Source organism: Brucella sp. 22210, from assembly GCF_052045675.1.
Taxonomy (GTDB): domain Bacteria; phylum Pseudomonadota; class Alphaproteobacteria; order Rhizobiales; family Rhizobiaceae; genus Brucella.
Genome location: NZ_JBQEPD010000011.1, coordinates 14,412 through 31,336, shown reverse-complemented (window position 1 = coordinate 31,336; position 16,925 = coordinate 14,412). Strand labels below are relative to the sequence as shown.

Below are 16,925 nucleotides of genomic sequence, written 5' to 3'. Positions count from 1 at the left end.
TTATCTCGCATATTCTCGTAAAAGCGGGATTTGGCCCGCGCTTTGGCCTTGAAGAAGTGCCCGTAATATCGCTTGTCTACCGGCCTCCGAACGCGCCGCCGTTGCAGCAGAAAAGGCTCCCTGCCCCTGTGGACCCGATTTAACCAACGCTTCGGCGATATTGGCAAGGTTCTGCGTTGAGCGGGTTGAACCGATTTTCGCCGCAGTTCCTGCCGCTGGCAGCGCAAAGCCGCCAACGGTGGCACCGACTGGCCCCCCCAACAAGCCACCAACTGTTGCACCGACACCGCCACCGCTGAGACTGCCTAAGAAATTCCTTCCCTGATCAACAGGAACACCGAAAGAACCTAGCCATCGAAGAGTGTTTGTTGTGAAGTTGCCTTCGGCAACATTACGAATAGCTTCTCGCTCCGCATTCGTGAAATTGCGCGCCAGCCGTGGGCTATTCACCAATTTACGGAATTCGGTCCGTAGCCCGTTTTCAACGCCTGACGCCGCGCTCTGCGCTTTTGTCATGGCGTCCTCAATCATTTGGCCCTTCAAGCCGGTTCGATAAGCCTGTCGAGCATCTTTAAGGGAGGCAACAACATCTTGTGCCGACCGACCAGCATTTGAAAGTTGCGATGGCGAAAGCGCATCAACAACATCGTCAAGCTTATCAACAAGTCGCCCAGCCAGTGCTTGAGAGGCTTTATCCAGAGTATTGCCAGCTGAGTTTCGAAGGGATCGCCGCAAAAGTTCGAGATCATAAAGAGAAGCACCGCCGCTCTGATCCGCTCGTTTCAGAAAATCGTTTAATGCTCCTCCAAAACGGCTCTTGAGATCCGTAGTCAGCCCGAAATCCTGTGCTTCTTTCCAGATATCTCCAACGACCTGTCTATACGCGCCTCCTGTCAACTGGGTATTGCGCATAGCATCATTCAATTGGCCGTAGTTCGCTGATTGCTTAATTTCAGCGGCAGTTGGAACTTTTGGGACAGATGTGTTCCCTATACGAGAAGCTGCGGCTCCACCAAGAAGGGCGCCAGCAATGCGTGCATAAGGCTCGAGCGGCGTTCCCTCAGTCGCTTGACCAGCTGTTTCACTGGCAACTGCAGGCGCAACCCCGAACCGAAGAACATTGGGGAGATTCGCGCCTGCAACCATCGCGCCAGGAACAAATTCGCCAACGGTACGAGCATATTCACCGACTGTCGTTTGCGGCTGATAATCGGTCGCGCCGCCTGTAATCGCCGAAAGACCTTCGCGAAAGTTTTCACCTGAGAGAGGATTCCCTGTGCTTTCTATGCCTTGCTGTTGCATCACTTGGCTGCGAGTAGGCAGGCCAAATTGGCTCATGGCCCATTCGCCACCCGCATTCAGCAAATCGCTTACAGTACCAGGCAACCCAGCCAAATCAGCGGCTCCACGTCCGACACCTGCCGCAAATGAAGAGAATGCATCGCCCATATATCCCGGCTGCTCGTGGCTGTTACCAGACATCCCTTGAAACGCTGACATAGCAGCGTTCTCGTCTGGTGCGTCGATTTCATAGGATGCTCCATCCGGTCCTTGAATGTCAAAGATTGGCATTACTGCTTCCTCCGGATGCGAACACCGTTGCCCATATCCTTCCAACCACCATTGTCCGGGTTGCCGGATTGAGTGTCTTTCTGAAACTGTTTGAAAAGGTCATATGGGTTTGGCAACTCGGCGATCTGCTTGTCAGCATCCTGCCACGAAATTTCCCCACGTTGTGCACGGCGGGCGATATCAGCAGCATTCATCTTATTCTGGGCTACGGCCTTTATCGTGTTAGCAATGATTTCGTTGCCACCCGGTGTGTTGCCCAAACTTGGTAGGCTCTGGAAGAACAAAGCGACATCCCGGTCAGACGATGAACCAGAGCCAACTGCGCGCATTTGCGGAGCTAGACGCGAAGTAATGGCTTGGTACGCCTGTATATCGCCCATTCCGTCGATATTGATGCCCAGAGATTGCGCATATGGTCCAAGCACAGCTTTTGCTTGTGCGGCTTTGCCTGTTCCAATCTGGGAACCTAGATCAAGCAACTGCTGCATGTCCGCCATCGTCTGTGGCGCGGTCTGGCCAGCTGCTACAATCTCATCAAAACGCTTGGCGGCTGCCTCATCGCTTTTCTCAACAAACTTGTCGCTATTGGTGCCGTTATTGATGACTGTGCTGTTTGAACCAGCCTTTTTGATCGCCTGCTGATAATCGGCAAATGAACCCGTGAAGCCATTCTGCCGAGCGTATTCGAAATTCTGTATTTCGCTCGTGGGCTTGGTTCCAGCATTGTAAATGGGTTCTGCCTGTCCTGTTGCCTCGTTGGTACGCAGCACCGTGCCATCCGGGAGTGTAGAGAAACCATATTTCGTCGTCGGCTTGGCGCGCAAAGCGGCTATTTCAGCTTGCGCTTTCTGTACCTGCAACTGCCTCAGTGGGTCATTCTGCTGCATTTGCTGGTTTAGAAGCAATCCCGCAATGGAACGTTCCTGCTCAGATGCGTAGGGATTCGAAAGAGCCTCAATAATCGCCGGGTTTACCCCACTAGTAGAGGAATTGGGCGCGGCATTTGTGGCAGGGGTAATAGGCGCGCGGATTGCACTTGGTGCTTCCGGGAAAAATCCAGTCAACGCCTGCGCAACTCCGTTACTGCCTGACGGAGACAGTGCGCCGCCGAACATCCGATCATTTATATCAAGCAAGCGCTGATCGACTGCGGGAGCCTGAGCATTCGGATTATATGGGGTAAGCGCATAAGAGCCGTCGATCTGCTCTACGTTCTGATATGTCTGACCATCTGGGCCTGTAACTACTTGCCCCGGAGCATACTTTGCTTGTGGCACAATGGGCTGCTGCACAGCCCCAGCGTTCCAGCGAGCATCGAAGTTGTTCCCATTCTCAGGGGCTACTGAGGGAACAGTGTCCGGCGCTGATACTTCTGGTCCGGTTGCCTGCCGTGCGAAATCCAAGTCAGCCTGCGAAACGTCCGCGCCGGGTGCAAATAGTCCTTCTGGATCAGCAACAGGAGAAACCGCCTGAATGGCTTGCTGCGGAGTGTCCGCTATCGAATTGGTTGGCGTATAGTCAATGCCGCCGCCAAGAAGAGCGAGCGCCTTCTGACGATGGCCACTCATTTGATTGTTCCATTTGTCCGCAACACTGCCCGGCGCACCACCATTTGCAGCATCAGAAGCCGAATAGCGGCCCGGCGACCCAGCATTGATTGTCGAATACAGGTCAAGCCCGCTCATCCCCGGCTTAAAGCCACGGTCGCGGAAATAATTGGCAACAGCGCCATTTGCGCCTAATTGCGAACCGATGGGATTATTCCAATCCACCCCATACTGCTGCGCCTGCGGCTCGCCGAACTGGATCAACCCGCGATGTTGGCCATATTGTGTGGTTGGGCCAGCCTTTGTCGGGTTGAACGTACCACCAGTTTCATAGGAAATTGCCGTAGCGAGGTCTACAGGATCAGCGCCGATAGCTTGCGCAGTTTCCACAATGCCAGAACGGAGAGCATCCGCGCTCGAACCAAAGTCGAAATTGCTTGGTGCGGTTCCTGTCGCAACCCCGCTTGTTGGCGATGCCCCTGTAGCGACCGCTTCCGGGAAACCAGCACCGCCGCCAAGCCCTGTCAGGAGAGAAGCTATCCGCGCCTTACTATCCGCTGCGTTCTGTTGCGAAGCCGCATCTGCTCTGCTTTCGCGAACGCGGCCCACGAGGGCATTTGCCATGCGCGCCGCGCCCTGCGTCCAATGACCAACTGGCGATGTATCTACACCAAGCAACGATGCTGCGATTTCTCGTTGGCGGGCGATTTCTTCTGGCGTCATACGCCCGCCGTTAGCGCCCCACACAAAAGGCTGAACGATATCAGAAAGAGCCATCAGGCAAGTACCTTTCCATAATCGACACGATCAAAGCCATCTGCCCCGATTATTACTGCGTCAGGCATGATTGCTCGAACTTCATCGGACATGACGCCTTCTTGGCGCGTTTCGTCATTCAGATAGCGGAATTCGTACCAGTTCAGACCATTTGGCAGAGCGCCGATCTTCTTGATATCCCGTTTAGCTCGGCGGTCAGACAGGCCGATCAATGCTGACCCTAGGCCGAATAGCCCGCCCATCATGTTCTGAGATTGGGCTAGCTCTGCCTGATATTTCTGATTTACAAGCCCGGTGTAATCCACACCGGCAACGCCGGTTTGTGGCGTAGCGCCTGACATTTGGGCCGGGTTTGAAACCTGCGAGCCTGACATGAGCGCCGTGATTTCATTGATCGGCTGATTTCGTGTCGCAAGAGCTTCCGAAAATGCCTGCGACCGACCATTGAGCATCAACTGATTGAGCTGATCGGTGTTCGAGTTTGAAAGACGGGTCATTTCGCGGTCGTAGGCTTCCGTACCTGGACGCAAGCCGGAATTGATCAACTGCGTGCGCAGAGCTTCCTGATTTTGTTGCTGCTGCGGTAAAATGCGTGAGGCAGCCAGATCATAAGCCCAATTCGCAGCATCCTGATTGTTGAACTCGAATGGCTCATTCAGATATTGCTGGATTTTGGCTGACTGCTCGGAAGCAATATTCGCTAGATTTGTCTGCGCCTGCTGAGAGGCATCGAAAATCGCCTGCTGTCCCGGCGTATAGTTCGTTGTCTGCGTAAACTTCGGGACAGAAACAATATTGCCCTGACTATCAGTGAAGGTCGTTTCGCCGGTCTGGTTATAGGTAACAGATCCCCAAGGATTGTACTGATCGACCATATTCAGCATCTGCTGAGAAGTGGCTGTGTCCCGGTTCATACCACCTTGTGCGGCGGCTGTTTCCTTTGGATCGGGCGCGTCAGGCGTTGAGACCATGTTTCAATCCTCAGTCGTCAAAATCTATATTCATGCTTGAGAATGCCGATAAGAACGGCGTCTCGGCCCACGCCGAAGTGATTGCGAAGCTTTCCTTCAACTTGCCCGCCAAGGCGGACCGCAATCTTCACAACCTTTTCTTGCTCGGTAAGGGCGGTCATTCGTTCGCATCCGAGTTGGCGGAACACGTAATCGCCTACTTCCACAAAGAATGCCCGGTTCCATCCGCGACCCGCGACCGTCACATGCACGTCTTTGCCTTCGAAAACATTGAATATGACGCCTGCGATAACCTTGCCGTCTTTCTCGATTCCCATTGTCGTAAACGGAGGTACAAGGCCCTTGCCTATAGCTTCGCTGACGAACTTCGCGACACGCTCACCACATACGATCATGTGAAGATATCGCCGTATTCAAAGGTCACATCGAGAGTGACAATGCGGGCATCGAGAGGCACCACGGAACCGCTCGTAACCTGTAGAACCGGGGCCAAACGGTAGCCGTCGCCAGAAACCGAATGACGGCGTTTGCTGATTATCCCCGGCTTTTCCCAGCCCCAAACTGACTGGTCCCAAATACCGTTATTCCATTCGTTGCCTACAGGCGTGGGTTCGGCGTTAGGAGGTTCCGGCAACTCAGAATTGAAATCGAAGAGACATGAGATTTTTTCTCTTATCTCGACATCTGAAACCAGTTCGGCCCGAGCCATACGCGCGGCTTTATGCAAGGTAGGCTTGGCCGCGTCAGTAAACAGGGGCATGTACGTGCCGGTGAACAGTGTTCCATCATCAGTCCCGCCCACCATGGCTTCCATGATGAAACCATCCGGGCGCCCAAAGAATAAGCGCCCTTGAAACACTTCCATGCACGTTACCGACCAGTTGGTGAAATTTGCCCATGCGCCGGTACGCGCATTCGAAACAAGGAACATTGGCGCATTGTCAACCGATGGCGGGGATACAGCGACCATTTGGCCTTCAGGCCACAGCATGGCCACCCAATTCTCTCGACCTCTCTGAGTAACGAGGTCATTCCATTTGTCTTCAATTGCATAAGACACAGCGCGCGGGGCGAGAGCAGCCATATCCACCTGCACAGCAGTGGAAAGGGCGATAAAGCCGATAGTGGTCGCAAATACCAGATCGCCGCCCGCGCGAATAAAAGAGCGCCGTCCCATCGGTGCGCCAATGCGATACGTGCCGACCTTACTCCACGTGGAAGCCTCGTCAGGATTCGTGCCCTGATAAACGACGACTTCACCTTCTGTCGAAACAAAGACGCACTGGTCAGAAAGACCGCCCTGCCCGCCACTGTTCAGCGACCAAGACTGGCCAATGAGAAGCGAACCACCCTGCCCAAATTCCGATCCGAGAGGGAATTTCTTGGCTGTTCCGCCGATCTGATCCACTGCGACGTAATAGGCGTTAAGGCTTTCTTTCTCCACGAACCACAGAGAGTTTTTATATACCCAAACATAAGCCATGTCGGCGCTTGTCAATCCATTCGGAAATTGAATACCCGTAAAGGCCGGATCGTCGCCGCCATCGAGAGAGTAGAAATCGGTCCCGTCATAAATAAAGCCTTCGGAGGCTCCATTCACGCCGATCAGGAACACGCCGCCAGTCGTAGCAAACTGGACAGTAAACCAATCGCCTCCAAGCGCTCCTTCCCAGACTTCCTTCTGATAAACAGAAACAACACCGATTTCATAATTCGCAATCGGGTCGCCAATAACGTCATCGCCAACGCTAAGCGTCCAGTTTCGTTGATCGATGATTACACTGATGTCGTAGATGGTTGTTTCGTCAGCGACGAACAGCTTTTGATTGTTGCCGACAACATACTTGAAAAGCGCAGTTACTGGGGCGTCATCGTCCAACTGGGCGTAAACATAGCTGCCACGCCGAAGAATCGCCCCTGTGGCCGTAGGGAAAAAGTTTTCGAGAACTGACGCGCCTTGCGGGCCGGTATTCGGTTCAGCGAGCGCGCGATTGGATATCCATCCGGCTACGGGAGAAGCAAATGTCACCATATCCGACTTGCGCTGGCGTGGCGCGCCTGTCTGTCGAGCCGCTTTTCTCATAAGCATGAATCAGTTGCCTCCGAGTGGCCACGGATATGCGAGATAGGTATTGAGGGGCGCGAAGCGATTGTTCTTGCGAATAACGCGCGCACCCTTGTCGCGTGCAGCGGCTTGAGAGATGGCGATATTGTAATCGTCCATCTCCTGCTGATAATCCATCCGCTTGAGCGACAACCATTTCCAGATAATGGCGAGCGTCAGAATGCGTTCATCAAGAACAAACACGTCTGTATCTGCGGTAATCTTGGCTTTCGGATTGCCATTTGCATCAGTGAAAATCGTATTCTGCACATAAGCGAATACAGCCTGCGCGCCCTGCGCTGGCGTCGGCATGAAATGAAACTGGTTCTTGCGGATTGTCCAAATACCGGGAGAAATCCAGCCAAAGCCGCTGTTATTGTATATAATCCACTGACCATAGTCAGTGATGTGCTCGTAACCCCAGCACCACGTTTTCGGGTCGTAAAGCTCGGTTTTCTGCACCATCCGATCATAATCTGACGGGAAAGGATAAGCCGAGGCAGTTCCGTCTGCGGTCAGCGTGTAAAACTCGGTCAGGTTCTGCCAGTCATGAGCCTTGGCAATATCCTCAGCCGCCTCCTGTGCAATCGAAGTCACCTCCACACAGATTTCATCCGTTGAGGAAACAACAGCTGCAGGGCGACGCCCGACAAGCCGAGCGATTGCGTCTTGGGCGGCTGAGAGAACAGTCATTATGCTGCGTCCAGTTCACGAAGCGCATTGAGCAGGAAATCTCGAGCGGGCTGGCCACGTGGCGCCGATCCCGTTCTGTCCTTGATCAAGGCTTTCAATTCGTCGTCGCTCAGGTTTGTGTATTCGTCGTCGGCTTTACGAAGCGCTTCTTCGACTTCTGCCGCCGTAGGTTCTTTGGCTGGCAAGGACTGAGCAGCTTTCAGACGATCAATCTCAGCGCGAAGCTCTGCGATCTCGTTCGTTGCTGCACCACCGCTGTTGCGGTCAGCGAGATATCGGCGTGCCATATCCTTTAACGGATTGGCGTTCATCTGGAGGTTCTTAAGGTTTGGACCTTCCAGACCGTCAAGCGCCTCAATGCTGTATATCTTTAGCGCGCGGCAGAGTGAAAGCTGCGCATCGCTAATACCGAGCGTCTTCAGCATCTCCAGTGGCGTTCCCGCTGCCTTCTGGTCGTTCCCTTGTAGGAAATCACGGTACTGATCGGCCCAACGCTCTGCATACGTAATAACGTTGTGGCCTTCACGTTTCCATTGAGCTGTAACCGGGAAAACCGGGGTATAGAGCTTTGAACCGGCGAAGCGCACTTCTACCGCTTCAATCGTCTTCATGACGGGTCGCTTTTCGCGTTCCGAAGCAGCGATGTCTTCGACGGTGATATGTTTGAATACCGGCGTGATGGTGATTTCGCGGGTATCGATCGGCACTGAAAGAGCCATGGTTTTTCTCCTGTCTGAGTTAGGAATGAAAAAAGGCGGCTCGAAAGCCGCCCTTCATGTCGCGTTGATGTGATCAGGCCGGAGTGGCGTTGTAAGCGCCGCGACGGACCCAAAGGGTCTGCCCGCTCGTTACTGCGACACCTGGAGGCGTGTAGAAACCTCCCGTGCCGGTCGCTACGGTGTAGGCTGGGAAGGTAATAGCAACCTGAGTGCCGGTCGTAGCAGTCGCCGCGATATTCGCGGATGCCGTTACGAACCAGTACTCGCCGCCGTCGCTACCCAGTTCCTTGTTGCCGGGTTTTGGCGAAGGAACCGTGATGCCTGCGAGCTGATCCCAGTAGTTTGCGCCAACATCATCAAGCTGCTGGCCAAGCTGTGGAGTGGTACGGAAAACCATGATTTGATCTCCTTTCCGTTACGCCGTCTGCAGACGGACGGTGAACAGCGGATTTTCGAGAACCAGCTGACCAGACCACACGATGCCCTGCGCAACAGCGTCCTGGTTGATTGGACGCATGCCGTCGCCGGGATGGAATGGAACGAACGACTGATTTGGGAACTCGTAAATCGAGAGCGCCGAGGTATCGATACCGAACGCGGTATTTGCTGGCATGACATTGCCAACGCCGCCTGCAGCGACCAGATCGACCAAGCCAGCCGGGGTATGATAGGCGAGAGCCTGATAACCCAGACGAGCCGAACGCTCGGTTGCAAGCCGCTGATGCGCCACGAACGACGCGGAAACAGCCTGATACGAATTGGCGTCGAAAATCCACAGGTCCGGGTACTGACCGTTCCGCGAACGATTGAGAGCGATGCGCTCAATGATCGGGCGCGCTGTCGTCGGATCCCAGGTGGTGCCGATGTCAGCAAAGTCCGTGGTGGCGTTGTAGGTCGTGGTGCGCCAGTTGGCGACCTCCGCACGGTCAATACCGCCGTAAGTGCCGGTATTGGCTACAATCGGAATGGCACCGCCAAAGCCGATCATCTGACGGCCACCGGAACCAGTGCCGTCACCAACGAGAGACACTTCGAACTCTTCCTTGACGCTCTTTTCTGCGGCGCGGACATAGAAGCTCATCAGGTCGATGATTTCTTCTTCGCCACGAGTGTAGAGCAGTTCTGTGCCGGTCAGCGAGAACATGGAAACGACGCGAGACCAATTGAAGACTGCCGAGTTCAGCAGTTCCTTTGGGGTAATCTCGATCTTGTCGTATCCAGTGAACCACTGAGCCTGCAGTTTGTCGAATTCAACCGGAACACGAAGTTCTGGCCCACCGGCACGCTTGACCTGAATGCGTCCCTGATCCCGGAGAATACGGGTGAGTGGGGTCGCATTATAGACGATATCCTGAATTTCCCGCTGCCTCTTGGCAACAGCCGCCGTCAGGAGCTGGCGGTAATGACGATCATCAACGATAGCCATATCGCTTTCCTTTTGCTTATGCGCTCATCTTGCGAAATTCCTTCTTCAGGATGTCGCGCAAATCCTGTGATTGCTCCTCGATGACGGTATCCATGCCGTCGCTTGGAGCGCCTTTGATGGATTTCGTGCCAGCGTCTTTTGAAGGCACTTTTTCAGGCTCGGAGTGTTGTGGGACTGGCTCAGGCTGGGAACGTGAAGGCGACACACTGCCGCCAGCCATCCGATATGCCTCTGTGAGCTTCTGTTCCGGCGACAAGCCGTTGCCATAAATCTGCTCAATCACACCTGACTTGAGAACAGCTTCGATCTGAGGTTCAAGGGTGTGATAGTCGGGGTGCGATCCAGCAAACGACGCGATGATCACTTCTGCGGCCATCTCTTGGCGTATTTGCTCTTTCGTTTGCTGGATAACTGTCTGTTGGTCTAGCTGAGGAGTAGACGCGGCGGGTAGATCCTGCGCATCGGCCCGTTGCGGGCCGCGCTGCATGACTACCTGCGCCACTTCGTAGAGAGAAACAGGCGAACCATCCTGCTTACGCGGCCCAATCTCGCGAAGAATGGTTTCAATCGCGCCAATCGGATCACGGGCGATGTGCTGCTCAATCCGAACAACCTTCGCCAAGCTCTCGTTTAGATTGCGGCCATTCTGGCGCGCCATTTCATCAAATTGACGAATAGGCTCATATCGCTCACGCGCCGTTTTAGACTGGCTGATTTCGGTTTCCATCTCCTGAGAGATGCGATGAAATTCTGCCTTCACTTCATTGGGAACATTTGCCCATTTGGTGCGGGCTTCCGGGAGAAACCGAGCGGGCGGCTCAGCAAACTTTCGGCCCTCAGACTGGCGATTGTCGTCTGGCGCGCTCCGCTCGGTTGCGGCCTTCTCAGGCGCGCCCTTCTCTGCCTTGGCATCGTCGGCGTCTTCTGCCTTCTCTGCCTTGGCAAACTTCCCATCATCGCCACGGGTCTTAGCGGGCTTTTCCTCTGACTTTTCAGCCTTTTCTGGCTTTTTGTCGTCGGACTTATCCTCCTGCTCGGCTTTCGGCTTGTCATCTGATTTCTCAGGCGATTCGTCCGGCTTTGCTCCCTTGGCATCTTCCTCTCTCAGCCGCGAAAGCTCACCTTCGAGCACGGACTGGATGGAATTGCCTTTATCTGGCTCGCTAAGGGACGGCTGACCGCCGCCGCTTGTTCCAGATACCGTTTCAGGATTAAGGACCGTTGACGGCGGCTCAAGCGCCACCGTCCCCGGCTGAGTGACCGTGGTGTCGTTCATTTGATATTTCCTTGTCTGAGGAGGAATGCTAGTATTGTTGAATGGAGAACTTCAGCGAAATAAAACGCCTTCTAGGCGAAGCTGAGCTTGATGCTCAAACGCAATTGAACGATGCTCTTTTTCCTCTTGGAAGAGAGCGCGCCTTTCAAGAGTTAAGCAGCTTTTGCGATCTATCGCCTGTTTCAATCGGTTCAGGGCCAATCGATAAAACTTCCGTTTTATTTTGGAAATTATCTAATCGTCCAGCGTGACTACTTCTGGTCGCCAACCGGCATCCAGATCGGCTTTAGCTGCGCGGATATCATCGCGAAGCTTCTTTTCGTCGGTCTTGTGCTCGACAAATGGCATTTCATCGTTGCCAAGCTCTATGAAGTCCTGACCATGCGGATTGCCGCTGGCGCGATGCGAACGGGCAAGATCACGCTTTGACGTGTACCATTTGCCGTCTGCCATTGACTGCACCGGCTCATCGAAGTCTCGAATTAGCCGCGGCGAAGCCAAGTCAGACCGGGATTTCTCGACCTGTACCTTTGGAAAGCGATAGACCTTGCGCCCATTGCCAAGGTCAAACTCGACCAGATCCATTATGGCGCCAGAATACCGGCAGCACGAAGTGCCGCGAGCAAACCGTTGAAGTCTGCCTGCGTTGGTGCGGCGGAAACATTGGGAATGGCTGTCTGCTGGAGAACGCCACCGCGAATTGTGGAAGTGGGTATGCGGTTGCCAGCCATGGCAGTCGTGCCGGTCGTACCAATCTGAAGGCCACCAGACTGTATCTGGTTTGCCAATTCTTTTGCTGCAACGGTCGCAAAGCCGACCTCGCACAAACGCCTTACATCAGCCATATCTATGCTCCTTCTGGCTCTGGTTCTGGCAGGCCCGAAATGATGAAGGGCGCACCATTCTTTTCAACGATGACAACTGGAATACCGAGACCATTCTCGGCGATGATTGCGGCTGGGGCGTTCTTCTCAACCGGGATTACCGGGATACCCAAGCCGTTTGCGGCAATGACGAAAGGGATACTCATTCCATCGCACTCCGTTCGGCCTGACGCTCAGCAAAGGTCTGCTGGCGATCCGTATTGCGTTCGCTGAAGTCCTGCTGCCTATCAGCCCGCATACCTTCCTGTTCACGGAACGAAGCATCACGCTCAGAATTGGCTACCGAAATAGCCTGATCGGTTTTGCGCATGGATATATCGGCAGCGGTTTTGACATCTTCACGCTGCTCTCGTTGCCGATCGATACCGAGCTTGGCGAATGCCAATTGGATATCTGCCCCGATTTTCTCAATGCGAGCATTCGTTTCGGCCAGATTGCCCCTAGTTTGCTCTATCTCGAGCTCGAACTTCTGACGGTCCTGCTCAGCCGATACAACGGCTTCTTGCTGCTTCTGTCGAAGCTCAAAGGTCTTAAGCTGGGTGTCAGCATCAACCTTTTGGATAGCAGCCTGAGCCTTACCCAGTTCAGCCTCGGCAATCTTAGCATTGGCTTCGGCAAGTGCCTTTTCTGCGCTATCGTCTTTGCCCTGCGTTGCCATCTTCGGGGCCTGCTCAACAAAGCGGTCGATGACGCCATTCAGATCACGTCCTACACGATAAGGCTGCAGCACGAATTTGAGCAGTTCACCGGCCAGTTCAGCGCCCGCTTCACCAAACTGTGCTGTGAGCATGAGTGACTGCGAGGCGTTCGCGTAAACAGTCAGGAATTCGTTTCGGCTTGCCTTTTCCTGCATTTCGTCCGTCAGGATCGTGCTGTCAGTGGCGATTTCAAAGGCGAAGCAGCGCGCCTTGTCATCGCGAAGCAGCTTCATCACATCTTCGATAGGTACTTCATCCTGCGCCTGCTGGATCTGCGGACCATACTTGGCCATGATCTGCTGTTGCGCCTGCTGGAACTGCTGCTCAACCTGCTGCGGGTCTATCTGCTGGCCCTGCGCGCGCGCCTTCTCTGCCGCCTTCTTGGCATTATCGGCAAGAGCTTTGATTTCCTGTTCCGCGCCGTCCTCAACAAGCTTTAGCTGCTTCTCGATATCGGCCTTTGTCGGTATTTCCATCTGGCTCATTTCAAGCAAGGTGTCTTGGCTGAAATTCTCTGCCATGATTTCCGCTGATATCTGCGTCACATCGCGGGCAATGCGTTGCAGTTCATCGATCTTCTCTTTGACGCGAACACTGCCATATTGGCTTTTGAGGCGTTGCGCGCCAAGTGTTTCCTCTGCCTGCGTCTCGCCACGCATAATATCCGAGATACCTGACAGACGGTCATAGTCTGAAAACAGTTCCCGACGCGCCTCGATAAGGCCTTGAATGGCCGTGGCAATGTCAGCCAGTGGCAACCATTGGACAAAGTTCGCTGCGCTGCCTGGTGCGAGAAGTGCGGCTCCAGGTACCGGAATCAACAGAGCGGCGTTGCCATCATCGGCAAGAGCCTGTTCAACAGCGTCCCCGATATCGCCGCCAGCCGGGATAAGTCCCTTCATGCGGATCATGTCGAGCAGTGCATAGATGCGGCGCGTCAGACTGTTGATCTGCGTGAAATGGCGCTTGTAACGCACGTAATCCGGCACCGGCACAAGTGTGCGCGGCTTGATCGTACCAAATGCAGGCTTCGGGCACGGGAAGAAGCCGCGAAGCTTCAAATGAGGCTTACCCTCATCGAGCATGACGCTCACGCCTTCGGAAACCCAGTAAACCCGGTCATCTGCCTTATGCCAGACTTCCCAAACAGCCGCCTTTCGCGAATGATCAGCGCCTCCGTCATTGTCGTTCTGCTTCGCGGCAGAGCATAGCGTGGCATCCTTATACGCCTCGCCGCTGTTCTTCTTGAAGCGAACTCGCAATTCCTTGCGGGTCATCCATGCGCGACGGGCAACCCATGGCACATCAGCCCATTTCCGCGCTAGCGGATAGAGAAAGTCCTTGCGGTCGAGATGCTCAACGCAAATACGTTGACCGCCCCCCTTCTCGTCCGTCTCATACGTTACCCAGAGCTGGCCGCGATTATAGAAAATCAGGTCATCACGGGTGCAGATCATCGCATCGTCTATCCCGGTGCGGATGAAGGCGGATTTTACCGAGCGCTCCAACAGATCAGCTGTGGTGTTCTGTAGCTTGCGGCGATCCTTGAACTGAGGCGAAACAACCGGCTGCGGCGGATAAGCATAGATTGCAGGCTTCATAATTTCCATGGAAGCCCAGAACAGATCGTAGTCTGGATCAGACCAATCGCTGTCTATGGTGTCCTCGCCGCCATAAACAACGTCGATTTGATCACAAAGCGACTGCCATGAATTGAAAGCGCGCTCAGCCTTTTTAATTGCCGAGAGAACACGCGCAGATGACTTGGTGTCGCCTTCGACTTCCAGCGTATCGGCGTATTCTTCTTCGATGAATTCAGCCAATGGAACCATCCCATCTTCCGACGCGAAGCTTTTTCATCCAATAATCAATGTGATTGATCAGGCCTGCTTCGGACCGAACTCCATCTTTGATTGCCTTGTCGGTAATAATCTGCGGAGCTTCATGATGATAGTACCTGCGCCCTGCCTCGTATTGCATCGCTGTATGAACGATGAAGCATACATGCTGGCGAAAAACTTCCATCACTAACGCCTTTTCTGCCCCGGCAGAGCTGGAGCGAGCACATAGCCGTCTTCGACGGCGTAAACTGGTTTTGGCTTGTCTGGCTTTGGCTTGCTGCCATTGCTCATGCGGTCGATGAGCTGACCAACTAGGCCAAGCGCATCCACCTGATCGTCATGCACGCCGACCGGGAAACTCATCATTTCGCTAATGAGATCAGACAGCCATGGCGCATCCTTGTGGACATAAAGCCCAGCCATCGCCATGCGACCACGAATGGACTGCGCGCGAATTGCCTTGTCACCACGAGTAGCGAAGCTTTCACGAGCGACGTATGCGCCACGCTCCATCATTCTCTTGATGAGAAAGGGGCCAACGCCTGATTTGATCTGGCCTGTTTCCTCGGCCCAGCCTACCGGCTTCCATTTTGCGACCAGATCGCAGAAAGCATCCACCCACACGTCTGACGAAGCTTGGCCGCGCCAGAGATCGAGCAGATACATGCGCCCGTCAGGATCAAGGCCAAGAACGACATGAACGGTGTAGTCGCCGCCGTTTGCGGTAACCGCATAGTCCGACGCACCGTATATTAGCATCTGCTCACGTGGCGGCAGATGTTCGGTTGTGTGTATCCACTCCCGCTTGAAGTAATCGCCACTGTCCGGGCTTGGTCGCTGCTGATAAAGTGCTGACCAGTCACGCGGAGGAAGAGCGCGCTTAATTCGCTCTAGTGCTTCGACTGGGTATTGTTCAGGCCAAAGAGCCTCGCCATCGTTATTAATGGCCGGAAGGTCGAGTACCACCCAGCATTCGTGGTCATGTTCAGACTGTAGCCACCCGCTGAGATCATCCTCATGCCAACGGGTCTGAATGACCACAATGCGACCACCCGGCATCAGGCGGGTGTAGGCGGTCGAAGTGTACCAATCCTTGGTTTTCTTGCGGATTACTTCGCTTTCCGCGTCTTCTCTGTTTTTAACTGGATCATCAATGAGCAGCAGGTGAGCGCCGCGCCCGGTAAGCGGTCCACCCACGCCAACCGCATAAAATGCTCCGCGCTGTGTTGTGCCGTGCTCATATCCACCAGTCTGACCTTCGACATGGAAGCGTTTGGCACTCTTGCTGTCATCCGCCAAACCCACGCCGGGAAATACCAACTGATACGCCGGATCTTCGATCTGGTTCTTGACCTTTCGCCCGAAGTCGTCGGCTAGTTCCTGCGCATATGTAGCTGTGACCACGTAGTGATCCGGGTTTCTGCCCAGATACCACGCCGGAAAGAACTCCGATGCCAGCATTGATTTGCCGTGGCGAGGCGGCATTGTGATCATCAGGCGGGTAATCTCGCCTCTTTCCACTGCCTCCAAATGACGGGCAATCAGGCGATGATGCGATGCGTCCTTATAGCCGGGCCATTGATATGCTGCATAAGCGATGAGGCGGCTATAGGCCAGATCCTCAAGTGTCGGCGCGGAGAGCGGCTGAGACAATAGCGTCTCTCTCTTCCTTCGTACGCGTGGTGACGGTCAAATCACCCTTGTGCTCGATGCTGGCTAGCTTCGCGTGAACGTAAGGCGCGGCCTTTTCAGCGGCCCACATGCGCTTGTCCATGGCAGCGTCTTTATCGCGCAGGACATTCAGCATGAATTCGAGCGGGGTCAGCCCTTCACTTGCTGCGCTATCCGCTATCTCTCTTGTGCGCACGTTTGCGGCGCCAGCAGGACGGCCAGCACCTTCGCGCTTACCACCGCGAGCCATGTTTGATTTCCTTTGATTTAATTCATATCAGCAGGGTTCGTTGTCGTCTCGCAACCATGGCGAGTTTCCCATGTGCGAACCTGATCTTGCATCCCAGACGCTAACGAGCGCCATAATGACCACGCCGACGAAAACACCCGCGCCAAACAGTCCGAAGGAAAGAGCGTCCATCACTTACACCTGCTATCGCTGAGATATTCCGTAAAGCCGCAGTGGTATTCGTATTTGCTTGCACATGAGGCAAGGAGGATGAAGGCAGAGAGAGCGAGAAGCTTGGCGGTCATCCGAAGTTCTCCAGCATATCCGCCTGCTCTCTCAGGATCGTAGCCACTTCTTCCGGGCTGTCCGTATCCATGAATGCGGCAATGACAGCTTCAAGCATGATCATGTTGCGAGCGCGCCAGACCTTGACCTGAGTTTTGTTCGCTATCTTGTTAAGAGCCTTAAGCTCTTTCTTGGAGGGCTTGGGCATGGATGCTCTCTCCAATGAAAAGCC

Annotated in this window: 19 protein-coding genes; 1 reads left to right on the top strand and 18 read right to left on the bottom strand. The window is 54.3% G+C overall.

The annotated features are described in order from the left end of the window. From ACTJKP_RS15235 to ACTJKP_RS15190, 10 genes are all read right to left on the bottom strand, one after another. Positions 1–1,572 carry a hypothetical protein gene (locus ACTJKP_RS15235; RefSeq protein ID WP_440631257.1) on the bottom strand — a complete coding sequence of 524 codons (1,572 nt, stop codon included), beginning with the start codon at positions 1,570–1,572 and terminating at the stop codon, positions 1–3. Next, positions 1,572–3,896 (bottom strand): hypothetical protein, encoded by a 2,325-nt coding sequence (locus tag ACTJKP_RS15230; protein ID WP_440631256.1) that lies wholly within the window; start codon positions 3,894–3,896, stop codon positions 1,572–1,574. The genes ACTJKP_RS15235 and ACTJKP_RS15230 overlap by 1 nt, the downstream gene beginning before the upstream one ends. Then, complete coding sequence (locus tag ACTJKP_RS15225; protein WP_440631255.1) at positions 3,896–4,867, bottom strand: tail fiber domain-containing protein; 972 nt, start codon at positions 4,865–4,867, stop codon at positions 3,896–3,898. The genes ACTJKP_RS15230 and ACTJKP_RS15225 overlap by 1 nt, the downstream gene beginning before the upstream one ends. A 17-nt stretch (positions 4,868–4,884) precedes the next feature. Next, positions 4,885–5,262, bottom strand: a complete 378-nt coding sequence (locus ACTJKP_RS15220) for a GNAT family N-acetyltransferase (RefSeq protein WP_440631254.1) — start codon at positions 5,260–5,262, stop codon at positions 4,885–4,887. Further along, entirely contained in the window at positions 5,259–6,956 is a 1,698-nt protein-coding gene (locus tag ACTJKP_RS15215) for a hypothetical protein (protein ID WP_440631253.1), read from the bottom strand. The genes ACTJKP_RS15220 and ACTJKP_RS15215 overlap by 4 nt, the downstream gene beginning before the upstream one ends. A 3-nt stretch (positions 6,957–6,959) precedes the next feature. Then, positions 6,960–7,664 carry a phage adaptor protein gene (locus ACTJKP_RS15210; RefSeq protein WP_440631252.1) on the bottom strand — a complete coding sequence of 235 codons (705 nt, stop codon included), beginning with the start codon at positions 7,662–7,664 and terminating at the stop codon, positions 6,960–6,962. Continuing rightward, on the bottom strand, positions 7,664–8,383 hold the full coding sequence (locus ACTJKP_RS15205; RefSeq protein ID WP_440631251.1) for a hypothetical protein: 720 nt from the start codon (positions 8,381–8,383) through the stop codon (positions 7,664–7,666). Before ACTJKP_RS15205 ends, ACTJKP_RS15210 begins: the two co-directional genes overlap by 1 nt. Positions 8,384–8,456: 73 nt before the next feature. Then, positions 8,457–8,780, bottom strand: a complete 324-nt coding sequence (locus ACTJKP_RS15200; protein WP_440631250.1) for a hypothetical protein — start codon at positions 8,778–8,780, stop codon at positions 8,457–8,459. Between the two features lie 18 nt (positions 8,781–8,798). Beyond that, positions 8,799–9,809: a phage major capsid protein gene (locus ACTJKP_RS15195; protein WP_440631249.1), complete on the bottom strand. Its 1,011-nt coding sequence runs from the start codon at positions 9,807–9,809 to the stop codon at positions 8,799–8,801. Between the two features lie 16 nt (positions 9,810–9,825). Continuing rightward, a complete protein-coding gene (locus tag ACTJKP_RS15190; protein ID WP_440631248.1) occupies positions 9,826–11,085 on the bottom strand; it encodes a hypothetical protein in 1,260 nt (419 codons plus the stop codon). Between the two features lie 41 nt (positions 11,086–11,126). Here ACTJKP_RS15190 and ACTJKP_RS15185 point away from each other — a divergent pair, with 41 nt between their 5' ends. After that, entirely contained in the window at positions 11,127–11,336 is a 210-nt protein-coding gene (locus tag ACTJKP_RS15185; protein ID WP_440631247.1) for a hypothetical protein, read from the top strand. Here the strand turns inward: ACTJKP_RS15185 and ACTJKP_RS15180 are convergent. The 8 genes from ACTJKP_RS15180 to ACTJKP_RS15145 form a co-directional block, all read right to left on the bottom strand. After that, a complete protein-coding gene (locus ACTJKP_RS15180) occupies positions 11,320–11,670 on the bottom strand; it encodes a hypothetical protein (protein WP_440631246.1) in 351 nt (116 codons plus the stop codon). The genes ACTJKP_RS15185 and ACTJKP_RS15180 overlap by 17 nt on opposite strands. Further along, entirely contained in the window at positions 11,670–11,930 is a 261-nt protein-coding gene (locus ACTJKP_RS15175) for a hypothetical protein (protein ID WP_440631245.1), read from the bottom strand. The genes ACTJKP_RS15180 and ACTJKP_RS15175 overlap by 1 nt, the downstream gene beginning before the upstream one ends. Positions 11,931–11,932: 2 nt before the next feature. Continuing rightward, positions 11,933–12,115: a hypothetical protein gene (locus ACTJKP_RS15170; protein WP_440631244.1), complete on the bottom strand. Its 183-nt coding sequence runs from the start codon at positions 12,113–12,115 to the stop codon at positions 11,933–11,935. After that, the gene (locus tag ACTJKP_RS15165) at positions 12,112–14,499 is read right to left on the bottom strand and encodes a hypothetical protein (protein WP_440631243.1); all 2,388 of its coding nucleotides are present in this window, start codon (positions 14,497–14,499) and stop codon (positions 12,112–12,114) included. The genes ACTJKP_RS15170 and ACTJKP_RS15165 overlap by 4 nt, the downstream gene beginning before the upstream one ends. Further along, positions 14,483–14,692: a hypothetical protein gene (locus ACTJKP_RS15160; protein WP_440631242.1), complete on the bottom strand. Its 210-nt coding sequence runs from the start codon at positions 14,690–14,692 to the stop codon at positions 14,483–14,485. The genes ACTJKP_RS15165 and ACTJKP_RS15160 overlap by 17 nt, the downstream gene beginning before the upstream one ends. Positions 14,693–14,694: 2 nt before the next feature. Then, on the bottom strand, positions 14,695–16,161 hold the full coding sequence (gene terL, locus ACTJKP_RS15155; protein WP_440631241.1) for a phage terminase large subunit: 1,467 nt from the start codon (positions 16,159–16,161) through the stop codon (positions 14,695–14,697). After that, entirely contained in the window at positions 16,130–16,429 is a 300-nt protein-coding gene (locus ACTJKP_RS15150; RefSeq protein ID WP_440631240.1) for a hypothetical protein, read from the bottom strand. Before ACTJKP_RS15150 ends, terL begins: the two co-directional genes overlap by 32 nt. A gap of 280 nt (positions 16,430–16,709) precedes the next feature. Next, positions 16,710–16,901: a hypothetical protein gene (locus ACTJKP_RS15145; protein WP_440631239.1), complete on the bottom strand. Its 192-nt coding sequence runs from the start codon at positions 16,899–16,901 to the stop codon at positions 16,710–16,712. Between the last annotated feature and the right edge of the window lie 24 nt (positions 16,902–16,925).